Raw genomic sequence first — 20,739 nt, forward strand, 5'->3', positions numbered from 1 at the left:
CGGCATCCCGCCTTCAGCCTGACGCAGGATCGCGAGGATCTGCGCCTCAGTGTATCTGCTTGTCTTCATTCGGAATCTCCTCGTTCATATTACCGAGAAAATTCTACTTATGCAGCCCCTTACTTTCGGGGGGGATTACCCACTTATGTCTGAATAGATGGGGTGGTTGCCGTCCGCCCCCGTAGCCTTTCATCGTTGTGCTCCTTTTCGGGCATCTGCCGAATCAAATCGGATCGCAGATCCGGGCAGGTTTGCACCAATGCGGAAACCTTGCGCAAAACACTCAACCTGCGCCTTGATCTGGATAGCCATTTTCCAGTGCCCGTTCGATCAGGCCGGATCGAAAGGACCGGAATGCGACAATGCGTTTTCCTCGGCTGTCCCGTCAGTAGCCGATCTCTACATACACATCAGAACAGTCGTCGACGACCGCTGCATCGGTGGCCCAGTTGTTCATGAATACCGGCAAAGACGAAGACCATGCCGGAGGGCGGCGGGGGTGACGCGGCGCTCACGCCCTTGAGACTGCGACGAAACGCGGGCCGGAATGTCGAGGCCTCTGGCCGCCCCTGCTGAAGCGTCTAAGGGGCCACGGCAACCCCGTCTGTGACAAGATCGCTGGGGTGAAGGATCACCTGATCGCCAGGCTGCAGGCCATCCAGAACCTGCGCAAATGCCTCGTTTCGCTCGCCAAGGCTTATAGTCTGAAACCGCGCCCGCCCATCGTGCACCACATAGGTTGCCCAGTCCGAACCGTCGCGGAACAGCGCGCCGACCGGGACCGACAGAACCTCTTCCTCGCGCCAAAGTGCAATGCGGGCAATGACGCGAAACCCGTGGCCAAGCAGCCGCCGCTCGGCCGGATCGCCGCGCAGGGCCAAGATGACCTCAACCCGCTGCTCGTCGATGCCCAGTGCCGAAACCTGCGTCAGGGCCGACGGCTCGACCCGTTCCACAACGGCAGCAATCGACGGTCCGCCCCAACCGGTGATTTCCGCCCGTGCCCCTTCTTGCACGCGGACTGCATCGCGTGACAGCAGCTTCACGGTCACGTCCAGGTTGCCCGGATCGCCAACCTCAAGGATCGGCGCGCCGGACGGGACGACCTGTTCGTTCTCGGACAGCACTCGCAACACCTGACCAGAAACCGGGGAGATCAGTTCGATGCAGCAGTCCGGGGTGCCGTTCGCGTCGCCCATGCCTAGAACGGCCCTGGCACTTTCCAATTCTTGTTCGCGTACAGCAAGGTTTGCATGTGCACTGTCCGCCGCCGCCCGGGCCGTCAACTGTTGCAGGATCGCATTATCATATGTGCGCTGTGGAACGGCCAACCTTTCGAGCAAAGCGCGCGCGCGATCCGCTTCAGCCGTCATGAAGACCAGTGTCGCCTCGGCTTGTGCTACCTGCGCGCTGGCCAGATCGACTGCGGCCGCCGCTGCTTCCACGGTTGCTTCGGCCACGGCGCGCGCCCGCGCGTCCAGCAAGGCCGGTGCCGCCGAGCCGATCAGGGCGACGACGGTTTCTTCCGCCACGACCGGATCTCCTGCATGAAGGATGATACGCTGCAGCTTGCCCGCGACAGTGGCCGAGACAGTGAACACTTCGCGGATGCGGGCCTCGCCCTCTTCCTCGACCACCACCTCGATGGTACGGAGGGCGACATCGGCCAGTTCCACCCCGACAGGACGGGGCAGCAAGGCCCAGATGATAAGGCCTAGAACCAGAACGGCGGCAAGCCCGGCAAACAAGTGGCGCATGGGTCATTCCCTTGTCTTAAGAACCTCGATCATGTCGAGGGTGTTGATCCGCGCCCGGATTGCCACGGCAGAGGCAAGGGCTGCGGCAAAGACGACCAGACTGGCCGTCGCATAGACCTCGCGCCCCACCACAAAGGGCACGCGGTAAAGATCGGATGAAAAGGCGGCAACCATGCTTACGCCGATGGCATAGCCGATCAGCCAGCCAAGAGGCTGGGCCAGCAGGACGACAGCCGCCAGTTCGCCAAAGAGAACGCCCGCCACTTCGGCCCGGGTGAAGCCGAGAACGCGAAGGCTGGCCAGTTCCCGCCCCTGTTCGGACAGCGATATCCGGGTGAAGTTATAGACAACACCCACAGCGATGATCGCGGCAAGGATAACGTAGACGGTGATCATCACGGTGATGTTCTCGGCCAGCGTCTGTTTGAAGCGTGAAATGGTCAGCGCGGTGACGGTCACGAATTCGGTCTTCGGCGTCGACTTGGCGGCGGCAAAGAAATCCGCTTGCGCGGCCGCGTCGATCTGCAGGTTCAGGCCTGAAATCAGCGCGCCTTCCCCCATGGTCCGGTTCAGCGCGGTGATGTCGATGGCCGCTCCCAGACCGACATAGCCGAGGGAGATACCACTGACCGGCAGGCTGACGGTGGGACGGCGGCCTTCCGGGAACTCAACAGTCACGGTGTCGCCCGCCCGAACATTCAGCGCCTCGGCCAGCGCCGCCGACAGGACCAGCCCCGCCTCGGGCATCGTCATGGGGCGCAAGGCTGGGTCCAGCACGCGCGACAGCCTTGGGTCTTCGATCTTGCCGATGAGCGCCAGCCGTTTCGACAGATTGCGATGGCTGATCCGGGCGGCGACCAGCCGGAACGGCTCTGCCACCATCACGCCGGGCATCTGGCGGGCGGCATACACCGCGCGCAGCGGTTCGGGCGAGCCGAAGACCACCTGCGCATCATGGCGTTCCGCGCGGAAGAAGGTGACGTCGATCATGTGGTTGATCGAGCCAAACGACCAAAGCGAAGCGACCAGGATGGCGACCGACATGGCGATGCCGAAGGTGCTGGACAGCGTGCGGAACGGCCAGCGGAACAAATGCCGTGCGATCATCACGCTGGTCTGACGCATTGCGAAGACGTGCGGCAAACGGCTCTGCCGCCTGCGGTAGTCCGCTGGCGCGGGCGGGGCCATGGCCACGGCTGGTGGCAGGGTCAGGACGGCGCGCACAGCGTAAATCGCGCCCCCCACCGCCGCAGCCGCTGTGATGCCGGACGCAATCACATAAATCTGCGGGTCGCGCGTGAAGACCAGAAACGGAAATGAGAAAAAGTGCGCATACATCTGCGCGAGCCCCATCCCCAGCCAGGCACCGGCCATCAGGCCGATGGCAATACCCAAAACCGCGATCAGCAGCACAAACTCCACATAGTGCAGCGCAATGGCGCGCGCGGAATAGCCGATGGCTTTCAGAAGCCCGATCTGTTCGCGTTCCAGCGTGATCAGGCGCGACAGCGTCATGTTCACCAGCATGGCCGCGACAAGCAGGAAGATCGGCGGCAGAACCTTGACCATGGCGCTGAGCTGTTTCAGTTCAGCATCGAGGAAGGCATGCGAGATCTGGTCGCTGCGTCCCGTGGCACCTATCCCGCCATAGGGGGCGGTCAGCCGGTCCAGTGCCGCGATGACCCGGTCTTGCGACGCACCGGGGGCCAGCTTCAGCACGACGTTCGAAAAGGCACCTTCAAGGTCAAAAGCGGCCTCAAGACTGGCGCGTGGCAGCCATGCGACACCAAATCGGCGCGGGTCGGGCATCATCTCGCCGGGCCCGAGCGCATAGACGAACTCGGGCGAAAGCGCGATGCCCGTGACCAGCAACTCAAGCCTTTGTCCGTTCATCAGCACCCCAAGCGGCGCACCGGGGCGCAGCCGATGGGCGGCGGCAAAACCCTCTGAGATGACCACTTCATCGCTGGATTGCGGATCAGGCAAACGCCCCTGCCGCAGATGCAGCCGGTTCAGGCCCACCTCGGCGTTTTCGGGCAGCGATACGAACAGAACCGACCCCGGCTCTGCCATGTCTGCCAGGTCGAGAAGCCCCAGCTTCACAATCCGCGCTTCGGCTGCCAACACGCCGTCAATCGCCTCGATCTCACCCATCAGCGCCCGCGGCGCGCGCGTCACATCGGCAAAGACATCGGCAAAGCGGTTGGCCTCGTAGTAGCGCGCGCGCGTTTCGAACAACGAAGCATAGGCACCATTCCCCAGGATCATCGTGGCCACGCCCGCCGCCAGCACCAGCGCGATGGCCAGCACCTGCGCCCAAAGGCGGCGCAGGTCTCGCAAGGCCTTTCGGTGCAGCGGCGAGATTACCATGTCACCTCCGAAGGGTTCTTCTTCGTGGTATTGACCGTCTCTTCCACGATCTGCCCATCGGCAAAGCGCAAGACCCGGTCGGCGATGTCGCGGATCGCGGCATTGTGGGTGATCACCAGCGTCGTGGCGCCGATGGTTCGGTTGACCAAGGTCAGCGATTCCAGCACCTTTATCCCGGTTGCGCTGTCAAGCGCCCCGGTCGGCTCGTCGCACAACAGCACCTCGGGGTTCTTGGCGATGGCGCGGGCAATTGCGACCCTTTGCTGTTCGCCGCCCGACAGTTGCGCCGGAAAGTGATCGCGCCGCTCGCTTAACCCAACCAGCGCCAACGCATCGTCGGCCTTCATCGGGTGCCTGGCGATTTCGGTCACAAGCTGCACGTTTTCGCGCGCCGTCAGGCTGGGCACCAGATTGTAGAACTGAAAGACAAAGCCGACATGGTCGCGGCGGTATTGGGTCAGGCCACGCTCGTCCAGCGCGGTCAACTGATGATCTTCGAACCAGGCCTCTCCGGCGGTCGCTGCGTCAAGCCCACCCACGATGTTCAGGAAAGTGGACTTGCCCGATCCCGACGGGCCGAGGATCACGATGAATTCGCCGCGGCTGGCCTGAAAATCCACGCCGCGCAGGGCATGCACCTCCAATTCGCCGATGCGGTAGACCTTTGTCAGGCCCTTGGCACGAAACACAATGTCAGCCCCAGCCACCATGGCGTGATTGCTCCTTTGCACGCGACCAACCTAGGCGGTTTCGACAGCGTGGCCTTGACGCAGGTCAACCGATGGATGGCGGGTGTCCTGGCTGGCCACTGATGACGCCCTGACGCGCCGCAATGCCCTTTGACCGCTCCGCGCTTCAGTGTGACAGCAGCACCGGCAGGCGCAGGTCGCGGAAAACGCCCTGCGTCGCACCACCAAGAATGAAGTCGCGCAGGCGGGAATGGCCGAAGCCGCCCATCACCAGAATCTGCGCGCCCGCTTCCATGACGGCATCCTGCAACGCCTCGGCGATGGTCTTGTCACACAGCATGATGTCGAGAGGCTTGGCCGCATACCCCCGCTTCCCAAGCATGGTTGCCAGCGATGCGGCAAGATCAGGCGCGCTCAGCGGTTTCTCGTCGCGGATGGTCAGCACCGTGATGCGGCAATTCTCAGGCACGAGGGCCAGAGCATCCCACAAGGCGCGTGCGGCCACGCGGCTTGCATCCCAGGCGACCGCGATATGTTCAAGCGGCGCAGGACGGGCCGAGGGAGGCACCAGAATCACCGGGCGACCGGACCCGAAGACGACGGCTTGCGCCATTTCCTGCGCCGCGAGCGTCTCGCCAGTCCAAGGAAGCACGCAGAGGTCGTAGTATCGCGCCTCCGCCGCAGCGGCATCGAGTGCGCCGCCCAGCACGATCTCCCGGATCGTGACGTCCGCATTCGGGTGCAACCTTGCCGCCTCGCGCACAAGGCCCTGAAGGCGAAGACAATCGGCCCGGCTCTTCTCCTCGGCGGTGCGGACGAGTCCGGGTATGTCGAGCAGCAAGCTACCCAACGGTGATCTTAACTGCGGAATGTCGACTGCGAATGTCGTGACGTGCAATGCACACCCCAGCGACGCCGCGAACCCCACCGCTGCAATGATCGAATCGTCAGGGACGGTTTCCGGGTAGGTTGAAATTGGGAGGTATGCGGTTCGGGCTTGCATCACGAAATCTCCTTAGGGTGCGGGCGACTCCGGAAGGCAGGTCAGGACGACAAAAATCCGCCTTCAGCAATCTGGGACGACAATCATCGGCTAACATGGAAATGCAGCTACCAAATTGATCTGGAACAATACCGGTTGAACAAACCAGATTATGCTGCACCAAACGCAACGCCCAAGGGCTCCGGAGATGCCGCATGTCCGATACCAGCCGGTTCGGGGCCTTTCCGGTCGCTCCGCACAGCCAGCCCGCAGCGGCCTGTCTGGCCGCCCTTGATGCTCACCCCGACGGCCTGACCGGGGCCGAGGCGGGGCGGAGGCTGGCGGAACATGGGCCGAACCGTCTTCCCGAGGTGCGGGCGCGCGGGCCGGTGCTGCGGTTCCTTTTGCAATTTTACAACGTGCTGATCTAAGTGCTGCTCGGCGCTGCCGTGGTGACGGGCGCACTGCAGCATTGGGTCGATACCGGAGTGATCTTGGCGGTGGTGCTGGCCAATGCGATCATCGGCTTTGTCCAGCAGGGCAAAGCTGAGACGGCGATGGCGGCGATCCGGGGGATGCTTGCGCCAAGGGCCGCCATGCTGCGCGACGGGGCGCGGGTCACGGTAGACGGGGCCGACCTTGTGCCAGGTGACATCGTGCTTCTGGAGGCGGGCGACAAGGTGCCCGCTGATCTTCGGGTGCTGGAGGCGCGCGGATTCGCGGCGCATGAGGCGATCCTGACCGGCGAATCCGTGCCCGTCGAAAAGGGAAGCGCCGCGGTCGCCGCCGACGCACCGCTTGGCGACCGCCGCTCGATGCTGTGGTCGGGCACGCTGGTGACGCAGGGCACCGCGCGCGGGTTGGTGGTGGCGACCGGGGCTGGGACCGAGATCGGGCGCATCGGTGGGCTGTTGGCGGGGGTAGAGCAACTGACCACGCCACTGGTCGCCCAGATGGACCATTTCGCGCGCTGGCTGTCGTTCCTGATCCTGCTCGCCTCGAGCCTGCTGCTCGCCTACGGTTACTTCGTCGGGCACCAGGACTTTTCCGAGCTGTTCATGGCCGTGGTCGGCGTCGCCGTGGCAGCGATCCCCGAAGGCCTGCCTGCGGTGATGACCATCACCCTGGCCATCGGCGTGCAGGCAATGGCGCGGCGCCACGCCATCGTCCGCCGCCTGCCCGCGATCGAGGCAATCGGCTCGGTTTCGGTGATCTGCACCGACAAGACCGGCACGCTGACCCGCAACGAAATGGTGGTCACCGCCGCTGAGACGCCGGAGGGGGGGGCGATAACCGGCGACGGCTATGCCCCCGAAGGTGCTGTCACGCCCGCGGGCGATCTGACCTGCCTCGCCCGGGCGGCGACGCTGTGCAACGACGCGGCGCTGAATTGCCGCGACGGGCTCTGGACGGTAGAGGGCGATCCGATGGAGGGCGCACTTCTGGCTTTTGCGGGCAAGGTTGGCGGCGCGGGCGTAGCAGCGCGTCTTGACGCCGTCCCCTTCGACAGCCGCCACCGCTTCATGGCGGTGCTGACGGAAGGCCCGGACAGGCGCGTGATCCATGTGAAGGGCGCGCCGGAACGGGTGCTGCATATGTGCGACGGCATCAATGGGCACCTTTGGCACGACCGGGCCGAGGCGCTGGCCCGGCGCGGGTTGCGCGTGCTGGCGCTGGCTGAACGGGCCGAGCCAGGCGAGCGGATCGACGCGCACACATTGAACGAGGGGCTGACCTTCCTCGGCCTCGTCGGCCTGATCGACCCACCCCGCCCCGAGGCGATTGCCGCCGTGGCCGAGTGTCGCGCGGCGGGCATCCGGGTGAAGATGATCACCGGCGATCATGCGGGCACGGCGGCGGCGATTGCCGCCCGGATCGGGCTGGCCAACCCTGACCGCGTGCTGACCGGTGCCGATCTTGACAAGCTCGACGATGCGCAACTGGCGTCAGAGGTGGCAAGCGTTGACATCTTTGCCCGCACCAGCCCCGAGCACAAGCTGCGGCTGGTGACAGCCCTGCAGGCGAATGGATTGTCGGTCGCGATGACCGGCGACTGGGTGAACGATGCGCCCGCCCTGAAACGCGCCGATGCGGGCATCGCCCTGGGGTTGAAGGGCTCCGAGGCCGCCAAGGAGGCCGCGGATCTGGTGATGGCCGACTACAATTTCGCCTCCATCGCGGCGGCGGTGCGCGAGGGACGCACGGTCTATGACAACCTCAAGAAGGTGATCAGTTTCGAATTGCCCACCAACGCAGGCGAGGCGATGGTGGTGGTGCTTGCGTTGCTGCTGGGCCTTGCCCTGCCGATCACGGCGGTGCAGATCCTTTGGGTCAATCTGATCACCGGCATCACGCTTGGCCTCGCGCTTGCCTTCGAGCCGACGGAAGCCGGCACCATGGCCCGCCCGCCGCGCCCCCGCGATGCGCCGATCCTGTCGGGAGAACTTGTCTAGCATGTTGTTCTGGTCGCGACATTGTTCGTGGCGGAGGTTTTCGGCGTTTTCAACTACGCTATCGACAAGGGCTACCCGCTGGCACTGGCACAGACCATGGCGATGAACACGTTGGTTGTGCTGGAGAGCTTCCACCTCTTCTTCATCCGCAACATCCACAGCACCTCGCTGACTTGGGCCGCCGCGCGGGGAACCCGGGTGGTCTGGACCGTGGCCATCATCATCACGGCCGCCCAATTCGCCGTCACCCACCTGGTGCCCCTGCAATCCGTGCTGGGAACAAGGCCCGTTCCGCTGATGGATGGATTGTTGATCGTGGCCATTGGTGCCGCCTTCTTCGCGCTGATCGAGATCGAAAAGCAGATCAGGCTTGGGCTAAAAGGATGATGAGGATGGCCTCATTCAAAACCCGACCGCCCATGGCCCGTCGGCATCAACTGCAGCGCCAGCAAGCCTGCGGCAGGGTCGATCCATGACTGGTGGAATCCTGGGGTTTCAGGGCGGAATCGGGCTCTTTCTGTTCGGGATGGAGACGATGACGGCGGCGTTGCGGTCGCTTGCCGGTGATGGGTTGCGACGCTGGCTGTTGCAAATGACCTCGACCCCGCTCCGCGGCGTGTTGACCGGGGCCGGCATTACCGCAGTTGTGCAGTCGTCCACGGCCGTCACGATCATGACCATCGGTTTTGTCGGCGCGGACTTGATCGGCTTTTCGCAATCGCTGGGCGTGATTTTTGCCGCCAACATCGGCACGACGGTGACCGGCTGGATCATCATGCTGGTCGGGGTGAAGCTGAAGCTGGGCGTGCTTGCCCTGCCTGTCCTGTTTGCGGCGTCCCTGATGGGGATCCTTGGCCAGGGACAGTTGGCGCGGGCGGGCCGGATGTTGGCGGGTCTGTCGCTGATGTTCATCGGGCTGGACCTGATGCAGGCCGCCTCTGCGGGCGTGCAGGCCTATGTGACACCGGACTGGCTGCCCGCAGACGACTGGGCCGGACGGCTGGCGCTGGTTCTGATTGGTCTGGTCGTCGTAGCGATCATGCAAAGCTCGTCGGCGGGGATTGCGATGACGCTGATCCTGTTGGGGTCTGGCACACTGAGCTTTGGACAAGCGGCAGCGATGGTGGTTGGCATGAACGTGGGTACCACGCTGACAGGCTTTCTGGCCAGTCTGGGCGGCGGCAGCGAGGTGCTGCGTGCGGCCCTTGCCAACCTGTTGTTCAATTTCATCTCGGCCATGCTGGCGTTTCCGCTGATCGATGTGCTGGCGCCGCTTCTGCACAATGCGGTGACCGGGATGGATGATCAGACGGCGCTGGTGCTGTTCCACACCCGATTGAATGTGTTGGGTGCGGCATTGTTCCTGCCGTTTACAGGGCCCTTCGCGGCGCTGGTGATCTGGCTGGTGCCGGATCGGCCGGTAACGCTGGCCACCGCGCTGGACCCGGAGCTTCTGGCCGACAGCGGCACCGCGCTGGATGCCGCCGCGCGCACGGCGACGGCCATCACCGAGGCCATTGGCCGGGCGCTGCAGGCCGCGCTGGCGCCGCAAGGCGCACGCGACCTGAGCCCGTTGGCCTCGCTGCCCGGCCGGGTGGAGCCAGCCCGCAAGGCACTGGAGACCTGGCTTTCGCGGCTGCACTTGCCGCCGGACCGGCCGGAGCCGCTGAAACGGATGGCCGCGCTGATGCATCTGACCGACCATATCACTCGGCTGACCGCGCGGAGCGAAGAGCAGGACCGGATCGCCCATCTGGCCAACAGCCCGCGTCTGGCCCGACCCGCACGGGCCATTGCCGCAGCCCTTGCCAGACCGCGCAAGGCGGATCAGGCCACCCGCTTGTTTGCACGCATCCGGGGCTTTGCGCTGCGGCATCGGCGCGGGGCGCTGCTGCGCGAACATGCTGGCTTGATCGGCTCTGCGGACGTGTTTCGCGAAACCGACGCGCTGCAGTGGCTGGACCGGGTCGCCGAACATGCCGAGCGGATCGCCCATTACGGCGCGCTTGCGGCAGGTCCACAGATGAAGGCCGTGCACCCAGTCTGACGCGCGGGATGCGGAGTGAATTTAGCGGGCCGTGCGGGAAAGAGATGACATGAATCAAGGACAGTGCCCGATCAATCCGTGATCATCGGCGCAGGGGGCCTGTGGGGGCAGGTCGCACGAAGGTCTGCCGGGCGACGCGTTCGGTCATCGGCAATCGGGGAGCACAGGATGGTGCATGCGATCATCGCGAAGACCATGCCGGGAGGGGTTCCGAGTGCCCTGCCGACGGGCTGGGATGCAGCACGGGCGCGGCTGGAAGGGCTGCCGGGAGGCGGGCTTAACATCGCGCATGAGGCGGTGGGTCGCCATGTGGCGGCAGGTCATGGCGCGCAACCGGCGCTGATCTGGCTCGGGCGTGAGGGCGAACGGCAGGTGCTGACCTATGCCGATCTGGCGGCCAATGCTGCCCGCTTTGCCCATGTGCTGCTCGCCCATGGCATCGGCCCGGGCGAACGGTTGTTTCTGCTCTCGGGCCGGGTGCCAGAACTATACGCGGCAACCCTTGGTGCCTTGAAAGCGGGTGTGGTGGTCAGCCCCCTCTTCGCCGCCTTCGGCCCCGAGCCGGTGCGCGCGCGGATGGCGATTGGCGGGGCTTCCGTTCTGGTCACGACCGAGGCGCAATACCGCCGCAAGGTGGCGGACTGGCGGGCGGACATGCCGGGGCTGAAGCTGGTGCTGATCATCGGGGATGAGGCACCCGTGAACTGCGTAGCGTTGGGTCCGGCGATGTCTGTGGCGCCCACAACTTTCGAGACGGTGAAGACCATGCCCGAGGACATGGCGCTTCTGCACTTCACCTCGGGCACTACCGGTCTGCCGAAGGGGGTTGTACATGTGCATGAAGCAGTGGTTGCCCACGCCGAAACGGGTCGCCTCGCGCTCGATCTGAAACCCGGCGACATCTACTGGTGCACCGCCGACCCTGGCTGGGTCACGGGGATGAGCTATGGCATCATCTCGCCCTTGTGCAATCGCGTGACGATGGTGGTGGACGAGGCCGAGTTCGACCTTGACCGCTGGTACACGATCCTTGAACGCGAGCGGGTGCAGGTCTGGTACACCGCCCCCACCGCGATCCGCATGCTGATGCGGGCCGGTGCAGACGCGGCCAAGAAGCGCGACTTCTCGGCCTTGCGATTTCTGGCCTCGGTTGGGGAACCCCTGAACGCCGAATGCGTGATCTGGGGCCAGCAGGTCTTTGGCCTGCCGTTCCACGACAACTGGTGGCAGTCGGAAACCGGCGGCATCATGATCGGCAACATCGCCGAGATGGATATCAAGCCCGGCGCGATGGGCAAGCCCATGCCGGGGATAACCGCCGGGATCGTTGCGCGCGAGGATGACAACGTGACCGAACAGCCCGACGGCAGTATTGGTGAACTGGCGCTGCGCCCCGGCTGGCCCTCGATGATGCGGGCCTATCTGGGCCAGCCCGAACGCTATGCCAAATGCTTTGCGGGTGGCTGGTATCTGACCGGCGACCTCGCGATGCGTGACGGCGACGGCTATTACTGGTTCGTCGGACGCGCGGATGACCTGATCAAATCCTCCGGTCACCTTATCGGCCCGTTCGAGGTGGAAAGCGCCCTCATCGAACACCCCGCCGTGGCCGAAGCAGCCGTGATCGGCATCCCGGATGAAACCGCCGGCGAGGTGGTCAAGGCCTTCGTCACCCTGAAGTCCGGGTTCACGGCGGGCGAGGCGCTGGAACGCGAATTGCGGGGCCATGCGCGCAAGCGCCTCGGCCCCGCCGTTGCCCCTCGCGAGATCGTATTTCGCGACAACCTGCCGCGCACAAGATCGGGCAAGATAATGCGGCGGCTGTTGCGGGCGCGCGAATTGGGCTTGCTGGAGGGCGATCTTTCCACGCTGGAGGGGGATGCGAAATGACCAAGGTCAAGCTGGACCACGCCCATGTCGGCAACCTGCTGCGCGGCATGATCCGCATTCGGCGCTTTGAAGAAAAGTGCTACGAGCTTTACACCCAGGAAAAGATCCGTGGCTTCCTGCACCTTTACGACGGCGAAGATGCCGTGGCCGTGGGCATCGCGGCGGCGCTGGAGCCGCGCGACAGGGTGGTTTCGACCTACCGCGAGCATGGCCACGCTCTCGCCCGCGGCATGAGCATGGAATCCGCGCTGGCCGAGATGTATGGCAAGGCCACCGGTTGCTCGGGTGGTCGCGGCGGTTCGATGCACCTCTTCGCTGCCGAGACCAACCTCTACGGCGGCAATGCCATTGTCGGGGGCGGGTTGCCGCTGGCCGTGGGGCTGGCCCTGGGCGACAAGCTGCAGGCACAGGACCAGGTGACAGTCTGCTTTTTCGGCGACGGGGCGCTGGCTGAGGGCGAGTTCCACGAGGCGATGAACCTCGCGGCCCTCTGGAAGCTACCGGTGCTCTTCGTGCTGGAAAACAATCTCTACGCCATGGGCACCGCCGTGGCCCGTGTGCAGGCCAACCCCGATTTCACCCCCCGCGCCGCCAGCTACGGGATGCCCGCCGAAAGCGTCGACGGCAACGATGTGGTGGCCGTCGAGGCAGCTGCGCGCCGCTTGGTCGAGGCAATGCGGGCGGGCAGCGGGCCGCAGTTTCTGGAATGCCAGACCTATCGCACCCGGCCGCATTCGATGTTCGACGCCGAGAAATACCGCGACAAGGCCGAGGTGGCCGAATGGCGCAAACGGGCGCCGATCACCCGGTTTCAATCCTGGCTGCTGGACAACAACCTGCTGCATCAGGCCGAGGTCGATGCCATCGAGGCCGAGGTCGAGGCGCAGTTGCGCAATGCCGTAGCCGCCTGCGAGCAGGCCCCTCTGGAGCCGGTCGAAGACCTGTTGCGCCATGTGGTGGCCGAAACCCGGCCTGCGCCGCCCGACCCGGTGGCCCCCACACCACCCGTTGACAGCACCTACCGCGAATGCTGTCGGCAGGCGATTACCGAGGCGCTGTTGCGCGACGACCGCGTGTTCATGATGGGCGAGGATATCGGGGCCTATGGCGGCTGCTACGCCGTCTCGCTGGGGCTGTTGAAGGAATTTGGCCCCGAGCGCATCCGCGACACGCCGTTGTCGGAATCCGGTTTCACCGGGGCGGGCATTGGTGCCGCGCTGGTGGGGATGCGGCCGATCGTCGAGATCATGACGGTCAACTTCTCGCTGCTGGCGCTGGATCAGATCCTGAACACCGCCGCCACCATCCGGCACATGTCGGCCGGACAGTTCGGGGTGCCGCTTGTCATCCGCATGGCGACCGGGGCAGGGCGCCAGCTCGCGGCGCAGCACTCGCATAGCCTTGAGGCGTTCTTTGCCCATATCCCCGGCCTGCGGGTCGTGGCCCCAGCCACGCTGGAAGACGCGCGAGGCATGCTGGCAACCGCGCTGGAGGACCCCGACCCGGTGATCATCCTTGAACATGTCATGCTCTACAACATGGCCGGCAAAATTGCCGCCAACGCGGGGGCCGTGGACATCGACCGCGCGGTCATCCGCCGGTCGGGGCGCGATGTGACGCTGATTGCATGGCCCTATTCGCTGTGGAAGGTGCTGGAGGCCGCCGAGGCGCTGGCGAAAGACGGAATAGAGGCCGAGGTAATCGACCTGCGCTCGCTTCGCCCGCTGGATGACGCGACGATTATGGCCTCGGTCGCGCGCACCCGCCGCGCAGTGATAGTGGACGAGGGCTGGCGCACGGGGTCGCTGTCGGCCGAGATTGCCGCGAGGGTGCAGGAGAACTGCTTTTTCCATCTCGACGCCCCAGTGGCGCGGGTATGTTCGGCTGAGGTGCCGGTGCCCTATCCGAAGCATCTGGAAACCGCCGCCCTGCCGCAGGTGGCCGACATCATCGCGGCGGTGAAGGCCCTGCCGGGGGTGAAGCCATGAGCATCTTCACCATGCCCTCGCTCGGGGCCGACATGGAGGAAGGCAAGCTTGTCGAATGGCTGGTCAAGCCGGGCGACCGGGTGTCGAAAGGCGATATCGTCGCGGTGGTTGAAACACAGAAGGGCGCCATAGAGATCGAGATTTTCGAAGCAAGCGAGATTGGCGCTCTGCTGGCAGAACCGGGCCAGATGCTGCCGGTGGGCGCGCCGCTGGCGCGGTTGGGGGCGGCGGGCGACAAGGACATCGCCGCTGTCCCGGCGGGCGCAAGGGTCACAGCGCCAACCGCACCCGCACCCGAACCAGCGCTGAAGCCGCCGGCCGAACCGGTCGTGCCGGTAGCGGGCGCCCCTGCTCCGGCAGCCACCAAAGGCGGGACCGTGCTCGCATCGCCCGCCGCTCGGGCCAGCGCGGCCGAGCTTGGGATTGCGCTGGAGGCGGTTACGGGATCGGGCCCCAGCGGTGCGATCCTGTTATCGGATATCGAGCGGCACGTCCCTGCACCTGCAACGTCGGTCGCCGAACTTGCCCCCGAGGGGCGTCCGAAGGGCAAGCCGGGCCTTGACATGACCGAGATGCGCCGAGCCATCGCCGCCGCGATGAGCCGGTCAAAGCGCGAGATCCCGCACTACTATCTGAGCCACGACATTGATCTGCAGACCGCGCAGGACTGGCTGACTGCCACCAACGCCGGCCGCACTCCGGACCAGCGATTGCTGATGGGCGCGATTCTGATCGGCGCCGTGGTCCGGGCACTGGCCAAGGTGCCGGAACTAAATGGTCGGTTCGAGGCGGAGCTCTTTGCCCCCTCAACCGCCGTTCATTGCGGGTTGGCGGTGGCGATGCGGGGTGGCGGTCTGATCGCACCCGCGATTCCGGATGCGCAGGGCATGGACCTTGACGCGATCATGCAGGCGATGCGCGACATGATCGCCCGCACCCGCACCGGACGGCTGCGCAACAGCGAGATCACCCAAGGCACGATCACCATATCTTCGCTGGGGGAGTCCGGCGTGGATGCGCTGTTTGGCGTGATCTACCCGCCACAGGTGGCGCTGGTAGGCTTTGGCACGCCGCGCCTGCGGCCCATGGTGCGCGAGGGTCGCGTCGAGCTGCGCCTTGCCGTGACCGCCACCCTTGCCGCCGATCACCGGGTCAGCGACGGTCGCCGTGGCGCGCTGTTTCTGGCCCAGATGAATCGACTTTTGCAGGAGCCCGAGAGCCTATGACCCTTGATGAGATACGCGCCACGTTCATCGCTGATCTGATCGCCGTCGCGCCCGATATCGACGCCGAAAGCCTGCGTGACAACGACCATCTGCAGGATGACCTGGGACTGGACTCTATGGATTTCCTGAACCTTGTCAGCGCATTGCACAAACGCCTTGGTTTGCCGATCCCTGAGGCCGATTACCCCCGGCTAGCCACCACAGCAAAGGCCGTGGCCTATCTGGATCAGGCGCTCGCGGGGTAAGTCGCAGGGCAGGCTAGCAGATGCTGCGTCAGCGTTTTAGCGGATCACATGGACCGAGCATTGCGCGTGGCGCACGACCCGTCCGGCGGTGCTGCCAAGGAAATAGTCCTGCAATCCGGGCCGGTGCGACATGATCACGATGCAATCCACCTGAATGGCCTTGGCCCATTCCAAGATCGTTTGGCCCGAATGCCCTTCGATCAAAACGCCCGCGCCGTCTTCAAGTTGCGCGGCCAGCCCCTCCAGTTGGTCACTGATGGCCACCTTGAGATTGGCCTCATAATCCGCTGGGATATATGAGATCGCATAGCTTGGGATATTCTCCTTCACATGCAAAACCGTCACCTTCCCATCGGGCGATGACAGAACCTTTGCCGCCTGCAACGACCGCTCCGGCTCGTGATCCGCGTCAAATGCCACGGCAACAAGGATATGCTGGTACATTTCACCCTCCCAAGTTTGCACTCGCCCACGCTACAGGATCGAACCCAGCCACGTATTGACAAGGGTCAGATAGTTGCCGTCGCGCCTCAACCATCAACTCTGGTGCTCTGCATCGTTCAGCGCGCGTTGCAAACGGCGGATCAGTGCGGCCCGGGTCTTTTCGTCCGGGCTGGCCCGAAGGCCTTCGTTGATTTCCAAAAGCAGGCGCGACACGTCGTTGTGCCAATCAAGGTGCGCAACCTTTTCAGGCGAAAGACGCGGTAGCGTCGTTGGGGCAAGGCTTTGTGTGCCGTCCGGTGTCAGCACAAAGCCCTCATCCAGCTTCGGCAGTAACACGTCGTCCTGTGCCACGATACCGTCCAGTCGCGCCGCAAGCCCTGCCATCGCGGGCTCCTCGCCATGCACCAGGAACAGCTGATGACGGATCGGCAGCCTTGCCTTGATCCAGTCGCGCAATTCGGTGCCGTCGGCGTGACCGGAGTATAGGTCAAGCGACCGGATTCGGGCGCGCACCGCGAATTCCTCGCCTTGGATACGGACCGATTTCGCTCCGTCCTGCAAGATGCGTCCCAGCGTGCCCGCCGCCTGAAAGCCGGTGAACAGTACCGTGGCCTCGTCGCGCCAAAGCCAGTTCTTCAATCGGTACCGGATGCGACCTGCGTCGCACATCCCTGAGGCGGCTATGACGATGTGAAATCCCTGTACCCGGTCAAGTGCGATGCTTTGTTCGCGCGTCTCTGTGAAATGCAGATGCCTTGATTTCAGGCCCTGCATCAGGGCCGTACCTTCCTCCAGCTCCTTGTGATGTTTGGCGAAAACCCGCGTTGCCTTGGTGGCAAGCGGGCTGTCGACATAGATCGGGATCTGCGGCAATGCACCCTCGGCAATCAAGCGGCCAAGATCGCTGATAAGTTCCTGCGCGCGTTCGACTGCGAAAGATGGAATCAGCAGCGTGCCATGGGGATGCATGGCAGCGCACACCTCATCGCAAAGGAGTTGGCGGCGGCGGTCGGCGGTAGCATCAATGCGGTCACGATCCCCGTAGGTGGCCTCGCAGATCAGATAGTCCACACCGCTTGGTCCTTCGGGGTCGGGTTGCATCAGCTTGTAGTCCGGTCCAATGTCCGCCGAGAACAGGATGCGCAGCGGGTCACCCTCGGCCTGCGCCAGTTCAACCTCGACCGAGGCGGACCCAAGAAGATGCCCGGCGTTCCAGAACCGTGCCCGAAAGCCGGGCAGGACGTCAAACCAGCTGTCATAGGGGTGCGACCGGAACTGCTCGAGGCAGGCCGCTGCATCGGCGCCGGTATAGATCGGGGTGACCGAGCCGCGATCGCGGCGGGCGGCGCGACGGTTGAACTGCTCAACCTCGATCTCCTGAATATGCGCGCTGTCGGGCAGCATCACGCCGGCCAGATCGTTCGTGGCATGTGTCGCATGGATCGGCCCGGAGAACCCGTGTTTCACCAGTTTGGGCAAGAGGCCCGCATGGTCGATATGCGCATGGCTGAGGATCACCGCTGCAATCTTCTCGGGCGCAAAGGGGAAGGGGCGGTAGTTCAGTTCCTTTTCGGTCTTCGACCCCTGAAACAACCCGCAGTCGATCAGGATGTCTCCGTGATCGGTTTCCAGCCGGAAACAGGACCCAGTCACCGAACGAGCGGCACCGTGAAACGTCAGGCGGGGGTGGGTCATGGTGCTATCCTGTCCTTGGTTCCACGTTTAAAGCTGCATCACATAGCTGCCGGGCGCGGGGCAAAGCGGGGCAAGGCCCTTATCCGGTGCCCCCATTGTAGTGGCGTTCACCAGACCTCCGCCCTGCGCTGCCAGCCAATCCGCCCAATCCGGCCACCACGATCCGGACTTTGGCGCAGCCTCTGCCAGCCAGGCGTCAGGACCGACATAATGCGCCCCCGCCTGGCGGTGCGAGATGCGATAATGTCGCCCCTTGTGTCCCGGCTCGCTGAGGATGCCGCTGTTGTGGCCCCCTTTGGTCAACACGAAGGTCAGGTCGCTGTCGGTGAACAATTTCGTCTTGTAGACCGACCGCCAAGGCGCGATGTGGTCTGTTTCGGTGCCGATCACGAACAGCGGCACCGACAGGTCCTTCAGCGCTATAACCCGGCCTTCAACGGCGAAGCGCCCCGCCGTCAGCCGGTTTTCCAGAAACAACCCGCGCAGATATTGCGAATGCATGCGCGCGGGCATCCTTGTGGTGTCCGACAGCCAGACGCCGATATCGGTCGGCACATCTTCGCGCCCCAGGAAATAGCGCTGCACGGCGCGGGTCCAGATCAGGTCTTCGGCCCGGATGGCGGCAAAGGCGCGGGCCATCTGCGGGCGGTCGAGATAGCCCTGTTCCCAAATCAGATCCTCCAGAAACGCCACCTGGCTTTCGTCGAGGAACAACAAAAGCTCACCGGCCTCGGCAAAGTCCACTTGCGCGGCCATCAGCGTGACCGACCCAAACCAGTTGTCGTGGTCCCGCGCCATCGTCGCCGCCGCAATCGCCAGAATGGTGCCGCCAAGGCAGTAGCCGACCGCCTGAACCGGCGTATCCGGCACAATGGCCGTTACCGCGTTCAGCGCCGCCATCACCCCGCGCTTGCGATAATCTTCCAGCGACAGATCGCGTTGATCAGAGGTCGGGTTGGTCCACGAGATCATGAAGACGGTGAACCCTTTTCCGACCAGATAGCGCACCATCGAGTTCTCGGGCGACAGATCGAGGATGTAGTATTTCATGATCCAGGCCGGAACGATCAGGATCGGCCGGGCGTGGACCTGCGGCGTCTGCGGCGTGTACTGGATCAGTTCCATCAGGTCGTTGCGATAGACGACCTGACCGGGAGTGCAGGCGAGATTCTTGCCGATCTGATAGCCTTTGGGGGCCGGATCGCGCTGGCCGGTCAGAATTTTCATGGCGTCATGTGCGAAATGTGCTGCGCCTTCGGTCAAGTTGCGGCCGGCGGTGCTTGCTGTTTCGGCAATGATCTCTGGGTTAAGGAAGGGCGCGTTCGAGGGCGACAGCACGTCAAGCGTTTGGCGGGCCAGAAAGCGCGTGCGCTCAGCGTCGTCCGGGCGCAGGCCGCGCATCGGTTCGGTGGCATGGTCCCACCAGTCCTGCATGGCCAGAAACCCCTGCTGCCACATCTGGAACGGCTGCTTTTGCCAGCCTCCATGGTCAAAGCGGTGATCATAGGGCTTCGGGGCAAACGGAGGGGCGTTGCCGGGGTTGGTCGCGAGCGTCGCCAGCTTCAACAGACTGCGTTGCGCGTGTTCGGCCAGTTCCATCTGACGGCCCGGTGCGCGGGCGAGGTGCTGGACCCAGTCGCTCCATGCCTCAACAAAGGCATGGGTAGAGACGCCCCCCGAAAGCCGCGCCACGGCGGCCCGGGCTGCGCGGTCAAAGTTCTGATGCGGATTCCCGACCGGTTGTGGCGGCTCGATCACCGCAGGAAGCCCGGCGATCATCGGTGGGGCACCGAGAGGGGGAGGCGGTTTCTTCCGGGTGCTAGTCATCTTGGCCTCGTTCCTTGTGGACAGGAAATACCTTATCCCGATCAGATCACTCCGGCCTTGACGCAGGTCATCCTTTCAACCCGCGCCGGATCTGCTTTTCGGTCTTGATCGGTGAAAAGAAGGCGGCGCAGACCTCCGTGCGAACTGCCGCCTGGGGTCAGGTAATGGTTGGCCTTTCGCAAAGGGCTATGGTGTCGATCACGGTTTTTAGGGAAGGAAGTAATTCAACGCTTCGTCGAAGCCGAGCTAGCTTTCGAACAGGTAATCTAAGATCAGCTCGAAATCACGCACGGCTTCCGCCAAGAATTCAATTCTGAACCGCCTGTGCGCGGCGCTTCTCTGCGATCATGCGCGCGGTGGATTTATCCATCTGAGCGCGGCTGACGAACGCACCTGCGGCACGCTGGTCCAAGAGGGCCTTCAGCGCCACCCTTTCGAGATCCTCGTCCTGCATCCGCTGCCGCAATAGATCGGTCCCTTGTTGCCGCACGGCACTGACGCTGAGATAGCGCCCAGCTTCCACAAGTTCCCTGACGAAACCGTGCTGTTGGTCGGTCAACGCGATCGAGGACTTTACCTTCATGTTAGTCACTCCCGTTGCCGAAAAGTAATACCAAGTAGCACCGAGGTCAATTGTCGCGATTGGTGGGCGGGCGATAGGCATCCAGCGGAGATCGGCGCGCAAGCATTGCAATAAACCCCATTTAGTCAGTGACTTAGGAGTAGCTCTCTTTTGACGGCCTGCAATATCTGCACCCATCGCAACGCAACGGAGACCGCCATGAAGCCGCTGACAACCCACGAAGAATTCTGCCTTAAGAACGCCGCCCACTTCGTCGCCGCCCGGGGACGCACGCCTCGCGATCGCACCCGTCAGCAATTCGCGACCGATACCTTCATCGCAGGCTCCTCGGGCTTGCCGGAATTGCAGGCTCCAGGTGATGTCTTCGCGTCGGGCGGCGCGTTGGTCACAAAGGGGCGCGTGGGGGGGCGATGCCCATGTTGCGGGCTTTGACCTTGATCTGGAAGCTGATGTGGCGGGCGACCTTTATGCCGCGGGGGCCGCGGTGACGGTGCGTGCGCCGGTGGGTGGTGACCTGTCGATGATGGGCTTTTCCTTGCGCAC

At 64.1% G+C, this 20,739-nt stretch carries 13 protein-coding genes and 2 pseudogenes; 7 read left to right on the forward strand and 8 right to left on the reverse strand.

Annotated features, from left to right (window positions below; translation table 11 throughout):
• Window positions 1-581 precede the first annotated feature (581 nt).
• The 4 genes from Q7V03_RS20155 to Q7V03_RS20170 all read right to left on the reverse strand — a co-directional run bounded on the left by Q7V03_RS20155 (window position 582) and on the right by Q7V03_RS20170 (window position 5,819).
• Window positions 582-1,757, reverse strand: coding sequence for an efflux RND transporter periplasmic adaptor subunit (locus Q7V03_RS20155; RefSeq protein WP_304927380.1), 1,176 nt, complete (start codon window positions 1,755-1,757; stop codon window positions 582-584).
• 3 nt (window positions 1,758-1,760) lie between these two features.
• The gene (locus Q7V03_RS20160; RefSeq protein ID WP_304927381.1) at window positions 1,761-4,127 is read right to left on the reverse strand and encodes an FtsX-like permease family protein; all 2,367 of its coding nucleotides are present in this window, start codon (window positions 4,125-4,127) and stop codon (window positions 1,761-1,763) included.
• Window positions 4,121-4,837 carry an ABC transporter ATP-binding protein gene (locus Q7V03_RS20165; RefSeq protein ID WP_304927382.1) on the reverse strand — a complete coding sequence of 239 codons (717 nt, stop codon included), beginning with the start codon at window positions 4,835-4,837 and terminating at the stop codon, window positions 4,121-4,123. The genes Q7V03_RS20160 and Q7V03_RS20165 overlap by 7 nt, the downstream gene beginning before the upstream one ends.
• 145 nt (window positions 4,838-4,982) lie before the next feature.
• Entirely contained in the window at window positions 4,983-5,819 is an 837-nt protein-coding gene (locus Q7V03_RS20170) for a universal stress protein (RefSeq protein ID WP_304927383.1), read from the reverse strand.
• A gap of 194 nt (window positions 5,820-6,013) precedes the next feature.
• Between Q7V03_RS20170 and Q7V03_RS20175 the strand changes: the two are divergent.
• The 6 genes and pseudogenes from Q7V03_RS20175 to Q7V03_RS20200 all read left to right on the forward strand — a co-directional run bounded on the left by Q7V03_RS20175 (window position 6,014) and on the right by Q7V03_RS20200 (window position 15,647).
• Window positions 6,014-8,638: pseudogene (locus tag Q7V03_RS20175) on the forward strand (HAD-IC family P-type ATPase).
• Window positions 8,639-8,723: 85 nt separating this feature from the next.
• Window positions 8,724-10,298 carry a Na/Pi cotransporter family protein gene (locus Q7V03_RS20180; RefSeq protein WP_304927384.1) on the forward strand — a complete coding sequence of 525 codons (1,575 nt, stop codon included), beginning with the start codon at window positions 8,724-8,726 and terminating at the stop codon, window positions 10,296-10,298.
• A 168-nt stretch (window positions 10,299-10,466) separates the two neighbouring features.
• On the forward strand, window positions 10,467-12,188 hold the full coding sequence (acsA, locus tag Q7V03_RS20185) for an acetate--CoA ligase (protein WP_304927385.1): 1,722 nt from the start codon (window positions 10,467-10,469) through the stop codon (window positions 12,186-12,188).
• Complete coding sequence (gene pdhA, locus Q7V03_RS20190) at window positions 12,185-14,176, forward strand: pyruvate dehydrogenase (acetyl-transferring) E1 component subunit alpha (RefSeq protein ID WP_304927386.1); 1,992 nt, start codon at window positions 12,185-12,187, stop codon at window positions 14,174-14,176. The genes acsA and pdhA overlap by 4 nt, the downstream gene beginning before the upstream one ends.
• Entirely contained in the window at window positions 14,173-15,402 is a 1,230-nt protein-coding gene (locus tag Q7V03_RS20195) for a dihydrolipoamide acetyltransferase family protein (RefSeq protein WP_304927387.1), read from the forward strand. Before pdhA ends, Q7V03_RS20195 begins: the two co-directional genes overlap by 4 nt.
• Entirely contained in the window at window positions 15,399-15,647 is a 249-nt protein-coding gene (locus Q7V03_RS20200; RefSeq protein WP_304927388.1) for an acyl carrier protein, read from the forward strand. Before Q7V03_RS20195 ends, Q7V03_RS20200 begins: the two co-directional genes overlap by 4 nt.
• A gap of 36 nt (window positions 15,648-15,683) precedes the next feature.
• Here Q7V03_RS20200 and Q7V03_RS20205 read toward each other — a convergent pair whose 3' ends face one another.
• From Q7V03_RS20205 to Q7V03_RS20220, 4 genes are all read right to left on the reverse strand, one after another.
• A complete protein-coding gene (locus Q7V03_RS20205) occupies window positions 15,684-16,091 on the reverse strand; it encodes a universal stress protein (RefSeq protein ID WP_304927389.1) in 408 nt (135 codons plus the stop codon).
• A gap of 93 nt (window positions 16,092-16,184) precedes the next feature.
• A complete protein-coding gene (locus Q7V03_RS20210; protein WP_304927390.1) occupies window positions 16,185-17,786 on the reverse strand; it encodes an MBL fold metallo-hydrolase RNA specificity domain-containing protein in 1,602 nt (533 codons plus the stop codon).
• 27 nt (window positions 17,787-17,813) lie between these two features.
• A complete protein-coding gene (locus tag Q7V03_RS20215; RefSeq protein ID WP_304927391.1) occupies window positions 17,814-19,565 on the reverse strand; it encodes an alpha/beta hydrolase in 1,752 nt (583 codons plus the stop codon).
• 355 nt (window positions 19,566-19,920) lie between these two features.
• Window positions 19,921-20,196, reverse strand: coding sequence for a hypothetical protein (locus Q7V03_RS20220; RefSeq protein WP_304927392.1), 276 nt, complete (start codon window positions 20,194-20,196; stop codon window positions 19,921-19,923).
• 358 nt (window positions 20,197-20,554) lie between these two features.
• On the opposite strand from Q7V03_RS20220, the pseudogene Q7V03_RS20225 reads away from it, so the two are divergent.
• A pseudogene (locus Q7V03_RS20225) lies at window positions 20,555-20,739 on the forward strand (hypothetical protein); the annotation flags it as partial.

It is taken from the genome of Cypionkella sp. (genome assembly GCF_030652235.1).
Lineage (GTDB): Bacteria > Pseudomonadota > Alphaproteobacteria > Rhodobacterales > Rhodobacteraceae > Cypionkella.

Bases quoted from the DNA above. Each gene is read 5' to 3' on its own strand.
- Q7V03_RS20210 (WP_304927390.1), bottom strand. From the start codon at position 17,786: ATGACCCACCCCCGCCTGACGTTTCACGGTGCCGCTCGTTCGGTGACT.
- Q7V03_RS20170 (WP_304927383.1), bottom strand. From the start codon at position 5,819: ATGCAAGCCCGAACCGCATACCTCCCAATTTCAACCTACCCGGAAACC.
- Q7V03_RS20215 (WP_304927391.1), bottom strand. From the start codon at position 19,565: ATGATCGCCGGGCTTCCTGCGGTGATCGAGCCGCCACAACCGGTCGGG.
- Q7V03_RS20165 (WP_304927382.1), bottom strand. From the start codon at position 4,837: ATGGTGGCTGGGGCTGACATTGTGTTTCGTGCCAAGGGCCTGACAAAG.
- acsA (WP_304927385.1), top strand. From the start codon at position 10,467: ATGGTGCATGCGATCATCGCGAAGACCATGCCGGGAGGGGTTCCGAGT.
- Q7V03_RS20200 (WP_304927388.1), top strand. From the start codon at position 15,399: ATGACCCTTGATGAGATACGCGCCACGTTCATCGCTGATCTGATCGCC.
- Q7V03_RS20180 (WP_304927384.1), top strand. From the start codon at position 8,724: ATGACTGGTGGAATCCTGGGGTTTCAGGGCGGAATCGGGCTCTTTCTG.
- Q7V03_RS20205 (WP_304927389.1), bottom strand. From the start codon at position 16,091: ATGTACCAGCATATCCTTGTTGCCGTGGCATTTGACGCGGATCACGAG.
- Q7V03_RS20220 (WP_304927392.1), bottom strand. From the start codon at position 20,196: ATGAAGGTAAAGTCCTCGATCGCGTTGACCGACCAACAGCACGGTTTC.
- pdhA (WP_304927386.1), top strand. From the start codon at position 12,185: ATGACCAAGGTCAAGCTGGACCACGCCCATGTCGGCAACCTGCTGCGC.
- Q7V03_RS20195 (WP_304927387.1), top strand. From the start codon at position 14,173: ATGAGCATCTTCACCATGCCCTCGCTCGGGGCCGACATGGAGGAAGGC.
- Q7V03_RS20160 (WP_304927381.1), bottom strand. From the start codon at position 4,127: ATGGTAATCTCGCCGCTGCACCGAAAGGCCTTGCGAGACCTGCGCCGC.
- Q7V03_RS20155 (WP_304927380.1), bottom strand. From the start codon at position 1,757: ATGCGCCACTTGTTTGCCGGGCTTGCCGCCGTTCTGGTTCTAGGCCTT.